The organism is Pseudomonas moorei (assembly GCF_042846945.1).
GTDB classification, from domain to species: Bacteria; Pseudomonadota; Gammaproteobacteria; order Pseudomonadales; family Pseudomonadaceae; genus Aquipseudomonas; species Aquipseudomonas moorei.
In genome coordinates this window covers 4144569-4162953 of record NZ_AP035776.1, presented here as the reverse complement: position 1 = coordinate 4162953, position 18385 = coordinate 4144569, and the positions used below count along the sequence as shown (strand labels likewise).

At 58.8% G+C, this 18385-nt stretch carries 11 protein-coding genes; 5 read left to right on the top strand and 6 right to left on the bottom strand.

What is annotated here, in order from left to right; translation table 11 throughout:
• Positions 1-52: 52 nt before the first annotated feature.
• Positions 53-6430, bottom strand: coding sequence for an NEL-type E3 ubiquitin ligase domain-containing protein (locus tag ACGJAX_RS19625; RefSeq protein ID WP_390955787.1), 6378 nt, complete (start codon positions 6428-6430; stop codon positions 53-55).
• A gap of 103 nt (positions 6431-6533) precedes the next feature.
• On the opposite strand from ACGJAX_RS19625, the gene ACGJAX_RS19620 reads away from it, so the two are divergent.
• The gene (locus tag ACGJAX_RS19620) at positions 6534-6734 is read left to right on the top strand and encodes a hypothetical protein (protein WP_390955786.1); all 201 of its coding nucleotides are present in this window, start codon (positions 6534-6536) and stop codon (positions 6732-6734) included.
• A gap of 126 nt (positions 6735-6860) precedes the next feature.
• Positions 6861-7079 carry a DUF2970 domain-containing protein gene (locus tag ACGJAX_RS19615; protein ID WP_090322732.1) on the top strand — a complete coding sequence of 73 codons (219 nt, stop codon included), beginning with the start codon at positions 6861-6863 and terminating at the stop codon, positions 7077-7079.
• Between the two features lie 6 nt (positions 7080-7085).
• Here the strand turns inward: ACGJAX_RS19615 and ACGJAX_RS19610 are convergent, their stop codons facing one another.
• Positions 7086-8171: a substrate-binding domain-containing protein gene (locus tag ACGJAX_RS19610; protein WP_390955785.1), complete on the bottom strand. Its 1086-nt coding sequence runs from the start codon at positions 8169-8171 to the stop codon at positions 7086-7088.
• 523 nt (positions 8172-8694) lie between these two features.
• On the opposite strand from ACGJAX_RS19610, the gene ACGJAX_RS19605 reads away from it, so the two are divergent.
• Positions 8695-10353, top strand: a complete 1659-nt coding sequence (locus ACGJAX_RS19605) for a nitrite/sulfite reductase (protein WP_090322737.1) — start codon at positions 8695-8697, stop codon at positions 10351-10353.
• A complete protein-coding gene (locus ACGJAX_RS19600) occupies positions 10337-10831 on the top strand; it encodes a DUF934 domain-containing protein (RefSeq protein WP_090322739.1) in 495 nt (164 codons plus the stop codon). Before ACGJAX_RS19605 ends, ACGJAX_RS19600 begins: the two co-directional genes overlap by 17 nt.
• A gap of 49 nt (positions 10832-10880) precedes the next feature.
• Here the strand turns inward: ACGJAX_RS19600 and ACGJAX_RS19595 are convergent, their stop codons facing one another.
• Positions 10881-14738 (bottom strand): dermonecrotic toxin domain-containing protein, encoded by a 3858-nt coding sequence (locus ACGJAX_RS19595; RefSeq protein ID WP_390955784.1) that lies wholly within the window; start codon positions 14736-14738, stop codon positions 10881-10883.
• A gap of 236 nt (positions 14739-14974) precedes the next feature.
• Positions 14975-15997 carry a protease SohB gene (gene sohB / locus ACGJAX_RS19590; RefSeq protein ID WP_390955783.1) on the bottom strand — a complete coding sequence of 341 codons (1023 nt, stop codon included), beginning with the start codon at positions 15995-15997 and terminating at the stop codon, positions 14975-14977.
• A gap of 302 nt (positions 15998-16299) precedes the next feature.
• On the opposite strand from sohB, the gene ACGJAX_RS19585 reads away from it, so the two are divergent.
• Positions 16300-17076, top strand: coding sequence for an MltR family transcriptional regulator (locus ACGJAX_RS19585; protein WP_390955781.1), 777 nt, complete (start codon positions 16300-16302; stop codon positions 17074-17076).
• Positions 17077-17174: 98 nt separating this feature from the next.
• Here ACGJAX_RS19585 and ACGJAX_RS19580 read toward each other — a convergent pair whose 3' ends face one another.
• Positions 17175-18119: an STM4504/CBY_0614 family protein gene (locus ACGJAX_RS19580; RefSeq protein ID WP_390955780.1), complete on the bottom strand. Its 945-nt coding sequence runs from the start codon at positions 18117-18119 to the stop codon at positions 17175-17177.
• 73 nt (positions 18120-18192) lie between these two features.
• A complete protein-coding gene (locus tag ACGJAX_RS19575) occupies positions 18193-18366 on the bottom strand; it encodes a gp19.5 family protein (protein WP_390955779.1) in 174 nt (57 codons plus the stop codon).
• Positions 18367-18385: the final 19 nt, after the last annotated feature.

Here is an 18385-nt window from a genome sequence, read left to right as displayed (position 1 = left end):
GCCTCGCGGTGCCGGAAGAAACGGCACCGCGAGGCTTTATCGGCACAATCACCTAACTGTTGGAAGGTCCCGGTTTTGGCTCGGTGACCGACCAATGCTCAATCGCTTCGACTTCTTTTCGAGACAGCTCGATCAGCTTGGCATTGCGGGTAGCAGCCAGGTCGAACAGCTGGCTTATCAGCGCCTCATCATCAACCGCCTCACCCTCCTCTGGCGCCGTAGCCGCCTCGTCGATTTTCCTCACCTCCTCAGGGTATGTCTCGCGCAAGTAGCTCAGCCAGTAATCGCGCTGGATAAGGTCTTCGTAGAACGCATCGGATCGCTCGGCATTCATGACCGTAGTGCGCGCATCCGCCAGTTGTTGAGGCGATACGCCTGAGGCGTAGGTCATGTGTCTCGGCTGCCCGGGCAAGTCCAGTCCGTCGCTCCATCCCCGCGTCAATCCGATTCGATAACCCAGGCGCACCTCTGCCTGGTCCTGGCCGGCATGGACAGCGGCCTTGCTCGCCAGGTCATCGACCTTGTCCAGCCGGAACAGTTGCCTGGACAGGTTCAACAGCGCCCGACCTTTTGCCCCCGCACGCCCGACAGGAATGTCGAGCAAGGCGTTGTGGGTGAACACCGTGCTTTCCAGCGCACTGAAGGTGAGGATTCGACCGTCGACACAGGTGCCATGGGTATTGGAACTGGCGAACAGAACTTCTCTGAGCTCGGCATTACTCGCGGCGGCTTCAAGGACAGTCCACACCCGACGGGTCAAGTCGGCGTTCGCCACCTGGAATTCCCGCGTGTCCTGCAATCTTGAAAGCAAATGAAAGAACGCCGCATTATCCGGCTCGGCCGCGAGCTGATTCCAGATCCGCGTTTTGCCGGCCAGATCCTCGGAGGCGGCGCTGGACAACCAGGGCTTGCTCTGTTCAGCGTCGGGCTGTTCATCCGGCAGTTCCTCATCCGGCTCGACGCTTTCACCCGACTCCTCGCCTCGGTCAGCAGCATCATCGATCATTTCGTCCAGGTCCGAACGGGAAATCCCCAGCACTGTGTCATGGACGCCAGCCTCGCGGTAACTTCTGAGTCGATCGAGACTTTCCGGCAACAGGTTGTAGTTATCGCTCAGATCGGTGCCGGCGATCAGGGTTTCATGGCTGCCATCCAGCGCCTGCTCAGGAATCGACGTGATGTCGTTGCCACTGAGGTTCAGGATCCCGAGGTGATCGGCGTCCAGCACGCCGTCGGGCCACTCGGTCAAATTGTTGTTGCGCAGGTCAAGGGCCTCAAGTTGCGAAAAATACGAGACATCGAAGGCATCCAGTTCGTTGTAGCTCAGGTCCAGCCAGCGCAAGCGCTCCAGATGGCTCAATGAGGAAAACAGCGACTCGGTGTCACGCAACCGGTTAGCGGATGCCGTCAAGCGTTCGAGCGTGACCATGGACTGGACCGGCTCGGGCACCACGTCCAGGTCATTACCGTTGAGTTCCAGGGTTTCCAGCCGGGTAAAAGCCTTGAGGAAGCCGTTGGAGCCTTGGGCGGAAAGCCTTGTCCCGGTCAGGTTCAAACTGGCCACATGGGGCAAGTCCACCGGTAGCTCAGGGAGATCGCCCAATTGCAGGCCATTGAGACTCAGAACAGAGGTGGCACCGCCGTCACTGGCTATCAGGCCCTCGCCCCAGCATTCGAGAATGCGCAAGGCACCCAACCTGCGGCTGCGAGAGGAAATCACCCAACTCGGGCCACGGGACTCCCGGGTGTACAGCCAATCATTCAACCGACGCGTCAACGCGGCATGTGCCTGCTCCCAATGATCGATGCGCTGTCGAATCTGCACGTCGCTGGCACCGTTCGCGCGCATCCGCTCGATCACTTGGGTGGCTTCATCCTCCGCGAGGCTCGGTCGCAGCCGTTGCAGAAGCCGGGCATTAGGCACAACGTCTGCCGCCGGGATTTCGGGCAGCGGCAACAGGTCGCCTGCTATCGAGAAGCCGCTCTCGGCGGGCGGGAACGTCGTGGGTATCGCCTCCCGGGCGAACCTTTCCAAAGCACCTGCGGGCAGGCCTTTGGCAATCTCCAGTCGCGCTCGGGCGGCTTTGAGCGCGGCCTTCGCTTGCTGACTCAGCGGTGCGCCATCGAGGTTGATTTTGAGCACGCTATCACCTTGCAACACCGCTTCCGGCAGCGAGGCGATCTTGCTGTCGCGTAAATCCAGCCATGTCAGGTGCGGCAGATCTTGCGCACCGGTCGGCCACTCCCTTAGATCCGTCGCCCGCAGATTCACCGCCTTGAGCTGACCCATGGCGCTGACATCCAGCGTATGCAGCGGGTTGTCGCTCAAGTCCAGGTATTGGAGCGCGGGCATACCCTCGAATCCCTGTTGCACCGCAGGGGTGACGACGATCCGGTTGCCGGAAAGATCCAGTCGGGTCAACTTCGCCAGATCGCCTGGCGCAACCGGCACGTCGGTCAATCCGCTGCCACGCAGGTCGAGTCTTTGCAGCTCGCTGAACACGCGCACAAAGCCACGCACCTGTTCGGCAGTGGCTTGGGCGCCATTCAGGTACATCGTCTGGACCTGCGGGAATACCCCCTCCGGCAGTTCGGGAAACCCGCTCAGTTCCAGATTCGACAGATCCAGCACCGAAGCCTCGGCGGCGGCGCCATAGCGATTGAATGCGCCGTTACGCCAGCAGGCTCTGAGCGAAACCGTTGCCATCGTTCGCTCAACCACCTCATGGACGTCCAGGCCCGCCTCCATCGAACGCAGGGTCCAATCGTTGAGTTGCCGGTCAAGCACCTGGTATTGCTCGCTCATGGCCTCGATCGCCTCGAACCTCGCCTGCGCGTGCGGCCATTGATTGAGAAACTGGCTGAACATATCCTCGGATGACCTGCCGAGACCTTCGCCCAGACGCCTCAATTCAGTCCTGCAATAGCCCCGGACCATCTCGTCCAGATCGATCAGGTGTTGTGGATGGTTCTTGACGTACTCATACGCGGGCTTGAAGTTTTCGCGAGGGAAATTCGACCAGTCCAGGGACAGGCCGGACCACAGCCGTTCATGCCCCTCGAAGAGGCCGTCGGGCAATGTTCTGATGGCGGTGCCTCGAAGATTCAGACGTTCAAGGTGAGGCAGCTCAAGAACACCGGCAGGCCACTGATCCATGTTAGGCGCCAGCACATCGAGCATGCGCAGGCGGCGTAGCGGGCTGACGTCCAAGGCCAACGGAACGCCCCAGGTTGAATACACACTGAGCTCTTCAAGCCTGGTCAAGGCACTCAGCCTCGCCGGCATGTCCGCCGCGTAGGGAGCCGTCGAATACAGGCTCAACCCCGTGAGCTCCTGCAGTGAGCCCAACGATTCGGGTACATTGCTGAAGCTGTTTCCTGTGGCATTGATCCTGAGGTTTTTCAGCCGGGGGAACCGTCCTGACAACCCCTCTACAACAGCATCCGTGACCCACTGCCCACGGATATGCAGATCGGTGACGTGTGAAAAGTCCGCCGACAAGGGCGGAAGCGGATCATCGCAAACCAGTTCGAGAGTGCTGAAACGGGGGTGCTGGGCGGCCAGTGGCGAGTTGCGCCAGCATTGCTTGAGGTTGCGTGCGACGGCGGCCTTGCCCCCCAGCATCGAATGCAGGGCGGATTGCTCAGTCCCCCCTGCGACCCACTGATCGAGCGTCGACTGAAGCTGCTCCCACTCACGTGCCCGCGCCTGCAGCAGGCTGTAGATCTGCGCGTCGGATTTCCCCGCCCGTAACTGCTCCAGGATGAACCCGTTGGCTTGTTGATCCGTCAGTGCCGGATAAACATCCTGCACCCGCGTCGTCAGCGAAGGATTGACGCCCTGTCCGCGACCACTGGCGTAATACCCCAACTGGCGTTCGTTGATTCGGACCGGCGGTTTGAACGCCCAGTTCCTGCCGCTGCGCTGCTCCAGCAGGCGGGCCAGTTCAACTCGATGCGCCGTGGCGTAGCGGACGATGGTCAGGCGCAGATCAGCGCCCTGCCCCACATGCGGCATGCCCAGCGCCTGTCGGGCTTCATCCGGCAACGCATGCAGGATAGAGGCATAGAAATTGTCGCCATCACGGGGTATTCCGTTGAGTTCTTCGCCTCGTTCGTCAAACGCCTGGTAGGCCGGCCCTTTCTTGACCAGATACTTGCGACTCGCAGCCGTCTGGCTACCAATTCCATCGATGAGCGGCCCGTCAACGTGGCCATCGCGTATTTCCAGGCGTACCTTCTCAGACCAGCCCGGCAGCTTTTCCAGCGAGTGCAGCGCCAGCCATTGTGTGTCGGCCGATGCCATGCTCTCCAGGTGCAGACCGGCAAAGGCAGCACTGACACGCCTCTGTTGTACATACCAACGGGCTTGCTCCAGCATGTTCAAGGGAACACGCCCCGTTGTTTGCCAGCGAGTCAGCTCCTCGGCACTGGCATCCGCCAGCACGCGTTTCGCTGCGGACTCGCCGAGTCCAGGGCAAGCACGCTGCAACTTCGCCACCGGTTCCGCCACCGTGCCGGGCGCCCCCGGATCGGCGACGAACAGTCGAAGCGCCTCCGTCCACTCAGGCGGCGGAGGCAGATGATCCAGGTGCATCTTGCGCAAGGCATTGTCATCGACACCGCTGGCATCGGCGATCTTGAGCAACTGTTCGTCGGTCAGGTCCTCGGTGGTGTGACCCATGCGCCGCAACAGGGTCAGGCGATCCCAATCGAGGGGGCGCTCCATCGTATGGCGCCAGGCACCGTGCCCGTTATGTTCCAGTATCGGCTGCCAGGCCTGTGCATCGGTTGGATGCTTGATTCGCCATTGTTTCAGCGTCGGCTCAAAGGTTGTCTCGTAGGTTTTACCCGCCTGACGGATGAAGGTCCGGCCGTTCAGCCGATACAGACCAAGGGCGTCCGGGCCGGCGTCATGATCAAGCACCACGTCACATTCGTAGGCACTCAGGTCGGGCTTCCATAAGCGGGTCTTGCCGTCGGGGCGCCGGACTTGTTCAAGATGCTCAATCACAGGCTCCGGTTTAACGGCGCCCAGCCGGGCCACACCTTGGCCCGCGCCCGCCATCACGCCAATCAGCGCCAGGTTTTCCGCTACGTCAAGCAAATGCGCCTTGGCCGCAACGCGATCGCCCTCGCTCCACTCGATCACGCCCTCGAACGATTCGTACAGCAGTTGCCCAGCCATCACCGTCAACATGACCTCGCCCAGCACCGGTACGAACATCGACACCATGTTCAGGCCCAGCATGCCGAACTGCAGCAGATGATTGAGTTTTTCCGCCCGCGCCTTCGCATCGACATCCGCCGTGGGGACCGCATGACTGCGCGCATCGGCGATGACTTTGGCGCGGTTTTGTTCGTAGAGATAACTCCACAGGTCGGTGTTAGCAGACCAGATGCCCGCTACCCCTTCCCGGGTAGTGCCAACGGGATCGAGGTAGGGATCCTCGACCGGTTCCCGATCAAACGGTTGCTCGGGAGGCAACTCCTTGATGCCGGCGATGGTGGAAAATGGCGGAACCACTTGCGCGACCTTCACCCAGATGGAGTGCAACGGGTCGGTCGCGGCCCCCGCTGCCTTGCGGGTGAACTGGCTGAAGTAGTAAGGGCGGTCAGCGTAGGCCACGAACTGGCTGAAAAAGCGTTGGTAGTCCGTAGGCTCACTCGCCGGCCGCGTCGCATCGCGGGCCGTGAACTGCTGCTTGAATGCCTCACGCAACTGCGCGGTACTGCAACGCCTGAGCGGTTGCACGGGATCGTGGGGGATGTAGACGATGAACTCGTCGGTGTAGCGATACTGTTCGCTGATACTGAACACGACGCAGCCGGTCATTCTGCGCTTCATCAACATCAGGTCGCGAAACCACACCTGTTTATCACCCAGACGAGGGTGGACCTCACCGTCGATGACCGAGAGGATCATTGTGTAGTCGTCGGGTTCGATGTCCTTTTTCAACAAGGCTTGTTCAGCGGCAGCCCTCAACGCCGCTTTCTGGCTGGTGATGAAGTTGCGACGAAGGGATTTTTCGGCTTGCGTATCCGTCTGATGGAAAAACGCTTTCACATAGGTTTGATATTGGGCGCCGATATCCAGATCGCGGCATAACGACAGAAACTGGCTGACCGTCAGGCTAAGGGCGGTAGCCTGGAATGTGCCGGGGGTGGCGGTCTCGACAACGAACCCTGACTGCTCATGAAAAGCGCCCGCTTCACACTCGGGTGCCTCGAAGTTGTGCAACGTGGCCTGCAATAACGAAAGCTTCAACACCTCGAAGGTAGAGATTTCGATCTCCAATACGCCGATGTCCAGAGGTCGCCTCAGACACAACAACGTCTTGTGGACGTCAACCTCTACGCCGAAGCGATCCTTGAGCGCCTCGGTCAGTAGGGGTTCGGCAAAGGTGTCGATGTCTTGTAACGTCGACATCGCCTTGTCCAGCACAGTCTGCGCGGCAAAACTTCGTTTATAGCTCTCCGCCAGCGCCCGTTGTTGTTCGAGGGAGGCACCCAGATACCAATTGGGTGGCTGCGTGCCAGTCTCCTTTATTGCGGTCCTTCTTGCCGGCACGGCATCGATCAGCCAGCCGGGCGTCATTTCACTGATTAATTCGCTGTGGATGCTGCTTTTCCCTGGCCGCAGCGATTTCGACAGTGATGAACTAGAGGATGAGGTGGACATGCTGTCGCTCCTGATAATTGGAGCGTCAGAACATCATTTCGTACAGGCCTGACTGCGGTAGATAAATATGGCGTCAGTGGCAATCAGTAACTGACTGCTTCAATCGCGCAACGACAGGCCACGGCACGAATCAGCGGATTGGCTATGCTTGAAGGATCTACCTTCAGACGGGGGATTTATGGACGATCCAGTCGACAACAAGCCGCCGACCTTCTGGCAAATGCTGCATAGCGTCATGGCAGCGGCGTTCGGGGTGCAAAGCGGGAAGAATCGGGCGCGGGATTTTACCCACGGCAAACCCAGCCATTTCGTGATTCTGGGGGTGCTGTTCACGGCCGTGTTCGCTCTGGCGCTGTTCGGCATCGTGAAACTGGTGCTGCTTATGGCCGGTCTCTGAAGCGAATCAGTGCATCAAGGTCTGCAGGCTGAACGGGTAACGGTATGAGATCGGCCGCCCCTTGGCCGACAGCTTGTGAAAATCCACACCGAAATTCTGAGCGCTGCCCATCGCCAGCAGTCGCCGGGCCTGTGCCCGATCAATTACCTGCAATAACGGAATCTGCCGGTCACGACCGCCATACTGGCTGACATCGACACCCTGGTCGTAGTCATGCAACTGCACCAACGCCCAGCCACCCAAGCTGAAATGCCCGCCCAACAACACGCTCAATCGCTTATCGAGCAACGCACGCAAGGCGGCGGGTGAATTGTTGATGCTGCCGAACAGCGCGTCCTTGCCGGGCTTACCGCCCGCTTCTTCGAAAGCCTGCATCGCGCCAAAACCCATTTCGTCGTTGGCCGTCCACACCAGGGATGTCTGTGGGTAGCGCTTGAATAGCAGCTTGGCCTGCTCATAGGCCCGTTCCCGGGTCCAGCCACCATAAACCAGCTGTCGCAGGCGCACTTCAGGGTGTTCGGCCAATGCCCTTCGCATGCCTTTCTCGCGCAACTGCGCCGATGGTGTGATTTTCAATCCCGAGAAGGCCAGCAGGTCAATGGCCTGGCCCGGGGCGGCCGGAGGGTGCAGGCGAATCAGCTCTTTGAGCATCAGGTAGCCGCCCTCCTCATCATTGGGCACCAGGCTGCCCACCCAATCGGGATACTTGTCGGGACGTGCACCGAGCAGACGCATCTGGTCCGGGCTCAGAGCGTTATTGACCATGAACAGCTTCACACCGCTGCCCTTTGCCAGACGCAAGATTTCAGGGGCGACGCTTTCTTCGTTGACGAACACCAGATAGTCGGGGCGACTTGGTCCCAGCAGGGCTTCTCGCGCCTGGCCGATGGTGATTTCGGAGGTACGGTCGGAATAGACGATGCGCAAGTCGATGCGCAGATCATCGGCGGCGGCCTGCATGAACTGCGAATAGCTGGTCCAGAAAACTTCCCTGGGTGTCCCCGGATTCAGGAACAGTACTGATTCCGCTTGGGCAGAAGGTCCCACGACCGTGCCCAGCGCCAGTAATGCACCACACAGAAACTTCAACATTGGTCGTCCGAGCCCCCGGAAATACGCCGCGCATTATAGCCAGCGAACGTCCGTAAAACGGCGTTTATTCCGGTTTTTGTCCGACAATCGTCAGAACGAGGCCCGGACGGGGTCGTTTACTGGTGACTCACCCAATATACCGCTGTGCCGACGACCAGAATGATCAGGAACAGAATCGCCCAGGCGTCGACCGTGCTATCACTTTTTGTCGCTTTGGTAGGGTTGCTCATTGCATCGCCTCTTGTCGGTTTTATCGGTGATTGCATAAAGACTCGATCACAGTAAAGACGACGATTGCCCGCACCACAAACAGGGTCATTGCCACAACGATTCTCATTAGGCGATTTGGTTCTTTACATATACTCAAACATCACTTTTGCGCATAACTGCAAACTGGTATCGTGCCTCGGCTCCGTGGGGAGTGCGCGGCCGTGCGCGCAGAATTGCCGAGGTATTATCGGATTCCAGCAAGCAAAAAAACGCCGCTGTTTCCGACCGGCCCAAGCCTGAGAACAGGACTTATATGTACGTATACGACGAGTACGATCAGCGGATCATCGAGGACCGCGTCAAGCAGTTCCGTGATCAAACCCGACGCTATCTGGCAGGCGAGCTGAGCGAAGAAGAATTCCGCCCCCTGCGCCTGCAAAACGGGCTTTACATCCAGCGCTTCGCGCCAATGCTGCGGGTTGCGGTGCCTTATGGCCAACTGACTTCGCGCCAGATGCGAATGATGGCCAGGATTGCCCGTGACTACGACAAGGGCTATGCCCACATCAGCACCCGGCAGAACGTGCAGTTCAACTGGCCGGCGCTGGAAGACATTCCGGACATCCTGGCTGAATTGGCCACCGTGCAGATGCACGCGATCCAGACCAGCGGCAACTGTCTGCGCAACGTCACCACCGACCAGTTCGCCGGTGTCGCCGCCGACGAGCTGATCGACCCGCGTCCGTGGTGTGAGATCGTCCGTCAGTGGACCACGTTCCACCCGGAATTCGCCTACCTGCCGCGTAAATTCAAGATCGCCATCAATGGTTCGACCTCTGACCGCGCCGCCATCGAAGTCCACGACATCGGCCTGGAGCCGGTGCACAACGCCGCTGGCGAGCTGGGTTTCCGTGTTTTGGTGGGCGGTGGCCTGGGCCGTACGCCAGTGGTGGGCGCGTTCATCAATGAGTTCCTGCCCTGGCAAGACCTGTTGAGCTACCTCGACGCCATCCTGCGGGTTTACAACCGCTACGGTCGTCGCGACAACAAGTACAAGGCGCGGATCAAGATTCTGGTCAAGGCGCTGACGCCAGAAGTCTTCGCCCAGAAAGTCGATGCGGAAATGGAGCACCTTCGCGGTGGCCAGACCACGCTGACCGAAGCCGAAGTTCATCGCGTTGCCAAACACTTCGTCGACCCGGACTACAAGGCGCTGGACAACCAGAACGCCAAGCTGGCCGAACTCGACCAGCAGCACCCGGGTTTCGCCCGCTGGCGCGCGCGCAACACCCAGGCCCACAAGCAGCCGGGTTATGTCGCCGTGACCCTGTCCCTGAAGCCGACCGGCGTTGCACCGGGCGACATCACCGACAAACAGCTCGACGCCGTGGCCGATCTGGCCGACCGCTACAGCTTCGGTCAACTGCGCACGTCCCACGAGCAGAACATCATTCTGGCGGATGTCGAGCAGGACAAACTGTTCACCCTGTGGGGCGAATTGCGTGAGCAAGGCTTCGCCACGCCGAACATCGGTTTGCTGACCGACATCATCTGCTGCCCGGGTGGCGACTTCTGCTCCCTGGCCAACGCCAAGTCGATCCCGATCGCCGAATCGATCCAGCGTCGTTTCGATGACCTGGATTACCTGTTCGACATCGGCGAACTGGACCTGAACATCTCCGGTTGCATGAACGCCTGTGGTCACCACCACGTTGGCCACATCGGCATTCTCGGGGTGGACAAGAAAGGTGAAGAGTTCTATCAGGTGTCCCTCGGTGGCAGCGCCAGTCGAGACGCCAGCCTGGGCAAGATCCTCGGCCCGTCCTTCGCCCAGGACGACATGCCGGACGTGATCTCGAAGCTGATCGACGTATACGTGGAACAGCGTACCGAAGACGAGCGCTTCATTGACACCTATCAGCGTATTGGCATCGACCTCTTCAAGGAACGCGTCTATGCAGCGAATCATTAAGAACAACGAAGTCGTCGACGAAACCTGGCACTTGCTGCCCAAGGATTTCAGCATCGACGAGATCACCAACTGCGACGACTACATCGTCCCGTTGGCGCTGTGGCGCGAACACAGCCGCATGCTCAAGGCCCGCGACGGCGGCCTGGGCGTATGGCTGGATGCCGATGAAGAAGCCGAAGAAATCGGCGAAGACGTGGCAAATTTCAAGGTGATCGCCTTGAATTTCCCGGCCTTCACCGATGGCCGCAACTACTCCAACGCCCGCCTGCTGCGTGACCGTTATGGTTTCAAAGGCGAACTGCGGGCGATTGGCGACGTGCTGCGCGACCAGTTGTTCTATCTGCGTCGCTGCGGTTTCGATGCCTTTGCATTGCGCGCCGACAAAGATCCGTATGAAGCGCTGGAAAGCCTCAAGGACTTCTCGGTGACCTACCAGGCCGCCACCGACGAACCGCTGCCGCTGTTCCGTCGCCGTTGATCGTGATGCCTTGAACCCTTTGCGGGGTTCAAGGCGTTTCACCTTTCGATCAAGGATTCGGAAGATTGGCCATCGGAATTGGCCGCCCCGAGGCGACCCAGTCCACGTAAAGCCGCACGCGGTCCTCCAGAACAGTGAACAGCCTGAATGGATTTTCCGCATCGGGCGTCCTCGCCTCCATGCACTGGCGTAGCCAGCCCCACAGCTCCTCTGAAGCCTCTGCTGCATTCAGCAATCGCCATACCCGGGCTTGCAGGATCAGGTAACCCACCTGGAAATCAGCCGTCAGGCTCAATCCATCGATGACACGCAGAAACGCGCCGCCCAATGGCCTGGCCGCCAGCCGTTGCCAGACCTGCTGCCGCGCCGCCCGCAACATTTCATCACCCTCTTGCAGCCACGGCATGGCACTGCCATACCCCGCACCCGGCTGGCTTAGCCACAGATTGATGCCCGTGCGTTCACGGTGGTCGACCAGACGCGACAGTGTCTCCTCGTCCGTCAGCGGATTGTCCCAGAGCCAGACCCGGTCCCGGGACACCGCCTGGTTCAGTATCGCCTGGGGAACCCGGCTGATCCGGTTGTGACGCAAGTCCAGCGAGGTCATGAACGGCTCATCGACGATACCGATCGGGCAGTGACTGATCCCGGTATTGCTCAGCTTCAGCACCCGTAGTGCCTTCATCCCCAATACGACAGGCGCAACGTCCAAAGGGTTGTCGCTCAGGTCCAGGTTCTGCAAACCGACCAAGTCGCTCAATTGCGCAGCCGTATTCTCCTTGAACGTCAGAAACGTCGACCTGAGGTTGAGCGAAGTGAGCCGCTTCATTTGCCGGATTGCTGGCGGCAGGCGACCTTCCAGCACGCCATCCGGGTTGGGCAGACGCAGGTCGATACGCTCCAGATTCAACGTGCGCAGGTTAGGGAAACTTTCCAGAAACCCATTCAGAGATTCGCGGTCGACCAGGTGCAGCGCCTGCATCGACAGCTCGATGACTTCATCGAATCGAACGTTCATCACCGGCAAGCGGTGGTAGTCCTCAAACCCCAGATCGAGCCGGTAGCCGGCGAATACCCCCTCGGACATGACTTTATTGCCTTCGGGCGGGCACTTCTGCCAGAGGAGCATCAATTCGTCGGCCAGCTCTCTCCTGGTTTCGCGCTCGTACTCGATCACGTGCTCCAGCATTTCAGCATTGTGCGCCGCCACCTGCTGAGGGGTCATGCCCGCGGCGCCTTCATCGCCAACGGCAAGAAAATCCAGATCCATGTCATCGAGATCCGACACGGTCTGGTCGATCCAATGCACCAGATCGGTATGAAGTTGTCGCAATTGCAGGGTAAGGCGCTCCAGCAGCGCCTGCGCCCCGGCACCGGCGCCCGCCAACAACTCGTCGACCTGTGCATCGGTGAAGTCCGGGTAAAGCTCCCTGACCTGCAATCGCACGACTTCACGGCTCAGGGACGCCCCCTGAAGCGTATTTGGAAATCCGCCGCCGCGAAGTGCAGGGGTTTCGAAAGGCAATTTCGAATCCATTCTGCTGAGGCCAAGCATCAATTCGGTACGGGACAACGTTCGCTCGCCAAGGCGCAGGCGCAACTCGCCTGCCGGAGCGGGTGCGGGCAATGACAATGCGGTGCGCTCTTCGACGGACAACAGGTCAACCAGCGCAGTGAACAGGTCCGAGCCTTCACGACCAGGTTTCAACGCCGCAGACGGCCAATAGCGATCCGCGATCTTGATCAACCGTCGGCAATCGAGCGCATCAAGTGGGCCGCAGCGATCCAGCAGCCGGCCACCCTCCGCCCCTTCCAGCACCTCAATGCGCAAGGATGTCGGCCACCCAGGTAACCGTACCAGTGAATGCAAGGCCAGGACGTCAGACTCAGGGTGGACAATCGAGCGCAAGTACAGGCCTTCATAGGCTCGATTGAGCCTGACATGCTGCTGATATTCTCGCGCCTTGCCATCCAGTCGCCTGAGCACTTTCAGGGCCTCGGCCACATCAACCGGACGTTCGATCTCCACGCCCGAACGGTCGAGGATTTGCTCCACCACTGTTTTTGGCAAACCGGGGTACTCGCGCTGGAACAAGCGGACCCACTCATGATCCGAGTGCTGGAGCGCCTGATAGCGGGAGTTGAACAAGCCGGTGCGTGTCGCCGGATCGGCGATCGCTTCAAGCTCCCGGTCAAGCTTGAAGCGGGTGATGGTATCGGCCAGCAGCGGCGTCGGCGGGCGTCCGGCCACCATCAGACGCAACATGTCGTCGTCGACCGTGCTGACTCGGGCGATCTGGCTCAGGACCTCGTCGCTGAAGGAAGCGAAGGGTGTGCAGACTCCGCGCATGAGTTCCAGGCGTGTCGTGGGCGACGATAAAGCCGGCGCGGACGCGGGTTGAAGCGTTGTGTCGGTAACTGGCTGGATGCTCGACTCGCTGCTCGGCTCCGGTGACTCGTGCAGCGTTTCGGCCACATGGCCTTCGACCTTGAGTTCGGCAATCGATCTGGCCAGCGGCAGCGCATTGAGCAAGCCGAAGATCGTGCGCGTCACACCTTCCGAGCGCTTCTCGGGAGTGTCACCGTTGACGGCCTGGTTGATGCCATAACCGGCGTCGATGATCCCGGCCAGCACCAGCACGCCCTCGCCTCCGGGAATGAACAACGCCAAAGGGCCCAGGCGGTTGATCCACTGCACGAGCGGTTCCACCACCGCGCTCAAGTCGTCTCGGTTGACCTGGGCATCATCACGGATGCTGTTGACGCTGGCCATGGCGGCCTGCTTCATGGTCAGCACCAATTCAGCGAACGGGTCAGTGGCCGCGGGTGAGCGCTCGATGCCCACATAATCCTGCGGGTCCCAGAACCCGTCATTGTTGAAAAAACCGGCGTTCTTTTTCAACCAGTGCTCTTTGGGGAAGACCACCATGCCCTCCAGCGCAGTCAACACGCCCGCATGGAAGGTGCCGTCCTGGCGATCCTCTTCGGCAAAGTGCGCAGCCAACGCCTGACTTGTCTCGGCCACCTTGCCTTGGGCCACGACCCATTGGCGCAGGTGCTGGATATCGACGAACTCATGCAGCGGTGAGGAGTTGCCAGGGATGTACAGCAAGACCCTGGAGCCGGTGTGCTGGCGAAAACACCAGAGATCGGTCGAGGTGTAACGGTAGATCGTCAGGCGACCGGCGATGATGGGCGAATGGACGCGGGTTGCGGCGCTCAATTGAGCGATGGTCAATGCCTCCCAGGTCTGCTGGGCCGGCAACCCGCACGCCAGCAGTGCCAGAGCCAGCCCTTCGCCGGTCAGGCTGCCTTCCTGATGTTGCAGGAACGCGCTCATGACGAAGGCGGCCTTGGCTGAGGTCCTCAGGTCGCAAGGTGCGGCACCTGCGATTTGCTCATCCGAGGGCCAGGCGCTTTCGAGATAGGCCTGATAGCGGGTTTTCAGATTCAGCTGCCACACCCACTGCTTGAAGTCTGCTGGCCTGAGGGCGATTTGCGTGGTTGGCCCATAGACCTGCGGCACGGTTTGCCGATAAATGCCTTCGTAGGTGTGGTGGTTGCCATTGCCGTGGTCAGCGAATTCATCGACGTTCTGGACAATGCGAATGGACGGGCCGACGTCGGGCGGCGTGTAAAGACCGAAAACGGTCTCCGCGAAACGCCCGTCACCGACGGTTTGATAATTGGACAGCAAGGCCTGCACCAGAGTCCGTGAGCTCGCCACCTGTCCTTGCTCGATCCCGTCCTGTGGCGGGTGCCCCCGGTAGTGGTAATCCAGTGTTGTCAGGTGGGCGGTCTGCGGGTCGATGTCCTCGCCCCATTTTTTCCGGATCAATTGTGTGCCGAATTGCTCGGGAGATTGTGGCAAAGCACTGCTGACCAGCGAATTCAATGCTTCGTGCATGGGCCGATCAGTTGTGGTGAGCGCAATGTGAGGGTCACGCGGTTGGTCATTCATGTGCATTCCATGGCAAATAAAAGGAGCACCAACATAACCAGCCGCCACGCCCTCGAAAGCAGGACGGATCGCCGCCTGCCCTCGGAGAATTCGCCGCGTCCTGGAGGACAACCATGGAGATTGCCAGGCGAAAAAAAACCGGGGCAAATGCCCCGGCCTGATTGCTCTCGATTCCGCCTGAGTTACCAGAAGCGTTGCTGGGTCAATCGGCTCCACCAGCTCAGCAGGACGCGGTCGACCGAGCTGCTGGCCGCCATGCCGATGCGCTCCTGCAGGCTTTTGCGCTCGGCGTAGTGCAGGTGATAAAGCTCGGACTGCTTGGCGCGTTCGGCCAGATACTCGTCACTGGTCTTCAGTTCGTCCACCAGTTGCTTGTCCAATGCCGCGACACCGAGCCAGATTTCACCGGTAGCCACCTCGTCGATCGCCAGTTGCGGGCGATAGCGCGAGACAAAGTTCTTGAACAGTTGATGGGTGATGTCCAGGTCTTCCTGGAATTTCTCCCGCCCCTTCTCGGTGTTTTCGCCAAACACGGTCAGGGTGCGTTTGTATTCACCGGCGGTGAGCACTTCGAAGTCGATGTCATGCTTTTTCAGCAGGCGGTTGACGTTGGGCAACTGCGCCACCACGCCGATGGAGCCAAGGATCGCGAAAGGTGCGCTGATGATCTTCTGGCCGATGCACGCCATCATGTAGCCACCACTGGCCGCGACCTTGTCGATGCAGACAGTCAACGGCACGCCCGCTTCACGGATACGCGCCAGTTGCGAGGAAGCCAGGCCATAGCTGTGGACCATGCCGCCGCCGCTTTCCAGGCGCAACACGACTTCATCCTTGGGCGTGGCGAGGGTCAGCAGTGCGGTAATTTCATGGCGCAGGCTTTCGGTCGCCGATGCCTTGATGTCGCCATCGAAATCCAGCACGAACACCCGGGACCTGGCCTCGGTTTTTTTCTTCTGCTTTTTCTCGGTTTTAGCCTGGGACTTGCGCAAGGCCTTGAGCTGGTCCTTGTCGAGCAGGGTTTGCTCCAGGCGCTCACGCAGGCCCTTGTAGAAATCATTGAGCTTGCTGACCTGCAACTGCCCGGCAGCCTTGCGTCGACCTTTGCTGCGCAATGCCGCAAAACTGGCCAGGACCACCAGAATGGCGATCACCAGGGTCACGGTCTTGGCCAGAAAACTGGCGTACTCGGTGAAAAACTCCATAAGGCATCCAATGAGGCGTGGAAGGCCCATTCTACGGGCATCTTTCAGCCAATGTCTAACACTGTTGTAACGGAGTTCTAACACTTTGTGACACCTCAAAGGCCCCGAATTGCCTGACTTCCAGAGGCCTGCGCGGGCGCGATAAGGACCCCATGCGGGCACGCGATAAGGCTCAGGCGCGAGGGCCTACGGGGGGACTTTGGGACCATAGAAACACTGAGGTGGTCATTCAGATTTTTCTGTCAGATTCTCAAAGAGGTTCTGCTACGGAGTAACATCAGAGTTTTGCAGGTTATTCTGATATGGAGCGTCAAGGTGACACATCGTCCGAGCCGCAAGGCTTCATCAATTTTAACGAGCTAAATAAAACTCTGAGGGACCTCGATGAGAGGGCTCTTGTGTTGACCCTTGCAGCTTTTGCGGAGGACACATTAGGGGATTTGCTATCAGCGTTCATGATTCCTTCCGCAGCCTCTCGCAGTCTGGTGACAGGATTCAACGCACCACTCGGTAACTTCTCCTCCCGAATCAAAGCGGCATTCGCTTTGGGTCTGATCAGTAAAGGTCAATTTGACGACTTGCAGCACCTTCGTGAGGTTCGAAACAAGTTCTCGCATACGTGGAAGCCTATATCTTTCGCAGACCCATCAGTCGAGGGTCACATTAAAGCGGTTCGCTACGGCAGAATGACGAGGGATTTCCCTAAAACGCTTCAACGCAAGCTGTTGGTTGCTTTTCAAAACCTCCTCATTGAGCTTCAGGTAGCTGTGAAAAGCATTGAGGATGGTAAGCAAGCGAAGTTTGTGGGGGCCCATCTCACCTCAGGATTCTCTGGCGATACATTCGACAAGAAAATGGAGCGAGCCTCCGAGGAGCTTGCTCACGCTCGGGCCAAGCATTCCTCTGCGGAAGGCGAAGAGAAACTTTTCTATGACATGGTTCTTTGGGAACTCAGGTACAGGATAGAAAGGTTTCTTAAGGATGTACCCCCTGAGAGCACTCCAAAGCTCTCAGCGTTGGTCGAAGATTTGAATCAGCTATTAGCCGGCAGACCAGACCCTTCTGGGAATATGCTCTGATCCACCTGACCCTCACAGCCACCAAGTAGAACGCAGACGACATCCCCAAGGCCTGTGACTGAGCAGTCTTACTGCCCGTCATTAGACCTGTTAGATTCTCAATTCGCCGCTCTGCGTTTTGCCTCAAGACCCGCCAACATAACTACTGCCGAAGCCGTTAAGTGCATCCCATAGGCGACAATCTCTGGCTCAACAGTCCTAACCGCCTCCCCTTGCCCGTGCCCCCCGTTCTTGTTCCGCAACGTAGGTATGCCGCTGGTGAGTACATTGACCAAGGATTGGAGCTGGGATTCGTTGTACGCGGGCATCAACTCAGCATCCCTGCACGCCAAGATCAACTTCGAAGCGGTGTCGCCAGAACCATAGGATTTTCCGTTGGAGGTCAGTATGACCTTCATGGTGCTTTCAAAGGCCTTGAGGGCATCGACCAACGCCTCTTTATGGTTGCCATGGCGATAGTGCTCATACGCTCCCAGGAACTCATCGCGGGCACCTTCGAATTCTTCAGCGTTGAGGAATCCAAGGGCAGGCTTCACGACTTCCGAATGAAGGAACTGCGAGTCGATGCGGATAATTTTCCCATCGATAAACTCGTACCCGCAGCCAGCCTCTTTGAACCTCTCATTTAGCTCATTCAGGCAATCATCAACATGGGCATTCGAATTTTTACGCTCCGCATAAGAGTATCTGCGTGCAAGGTCATCTCCTACCCTGTAGCACAGCTCAACGACATCAAGACAACGCTCAACGTCGGGCTCTCTTAGCAGAAAATCATGAAGCTCTGTGAAGGGTGACTCGGTGTGACCTGTTACTAAAGAATGTAGACCGTACTCTTTCTTCAAAATCATAACGATTTCATCGTACACCTGCTTTGGCATCTCCAACCGGAAATGATAATACTCACTCCGATCTCCCAGAAGGTCTTTAACCATGTACGACAACTGTGCCCGCAACGTGTCAGGGAAGTCGTCATAGACGTACACGTCAGAGACTTCACCACGTAGCTTCTTTTGACGCTTGGAGTACAAATCGAATATTGGCATCGCAACCGCCTGAGACTGAGTTATCAAACGGCATCATCCGATACTCCGAATGAGTCTCGCAAGGCCGCTTAGGTCACCCATCACAGCCACCAAGTAGAACGCAGACGACATCCCCAAGGCCTTCGACCAAAGGACCACCTTGAGCAACTCCCAGAGTGACAAGGAGTAAACCAAGAAATCGATAGGTGACACGATGGGTAGCCAGAGTGCGGAGTACAGCAACACAGGTCTTCCACCGTGTAGTCATCGCATAGCCCTCCTTGAGC

What these genes read in the sequence shown, in the direction of transcription:
- ACGJAX_RS19625 (WP_390955787.1), bottom strand. Translation starts at nt 6,430, where the DNA reads ATGTCGACGTTACAAGACATCGACACCTTTGCCGAACCCCTACTGACC.
- ACGJAX_RS19615 (WP_090322732.1), top strand. Translation starts at nt 6,861, where the DNA reads ATGGACGATCCAGTCGACAACAAGCCGCCGACCTTCTGGCAAATGCTG.
- ACGJAX_RS19610 (WP_390955785.1), bottom strand. Translation starts at nt 8,171, where the DNA reads ATGTTGAAGTTTCTGTGTGGTGCATTACTGGCGCTGGGCACGGTCGTG.
- ACGJAX_RS19605 (WP_090322737.1), top strand. Translation starts at nt 8,695, where the DNA reads ATGTACGTATACGACGAGTACGATCAGCGGATCATCGAGGACCGCGTC.
- ACGJAX_RS19600 (WP_090322739.1), top strand. Translation starts at nt 10,337, where the DNA reads ATGCAGCGAATCATTAAGAACAACGAAGTCGTCGACGAAACCTGGCAC.
- ACGJAX_RS19595 (WP_390955784.1), bottom strand. Translation starts at nt 14,738, where the DNA reads ATGCACGAAGCATTGAATTCGCTGGTCAGCAGTGCTTTGCCACAATCT.
- sohB (WP_390955783.1), bottom strand. Translation starts at nt 15,997, where the DNA reads ATGGAGTTTTTCACCGAGTACGCCAGTTTTCTGGCCAAGACCGTGACC.
- ACGJAX_RS19585 (WP_390955781.1), top strand. Translation starts at nt 16,300, where the DNA reads ATGGAGCGTCAAGGTGACACATCGTCCGAGCCGCAAGGCTTCATCAAT.
- ACGJAX_RS19580 (WP_390955780.1), bottom strand. Translation starts at nt 18,119, where the DNA reads ATGCCAATATTCGATTTGTACTCCAAGCGTCAAAAGAAGCTACGTGGT.
- ACGJAX_RS19575 (WP_390955779.1), bottom strand. Translation starts at nt 18,366, where the DNA reads ATGACTACACGGTGGAAGACCTGTGTTGCTGTACTCCGCACTCTGGCT.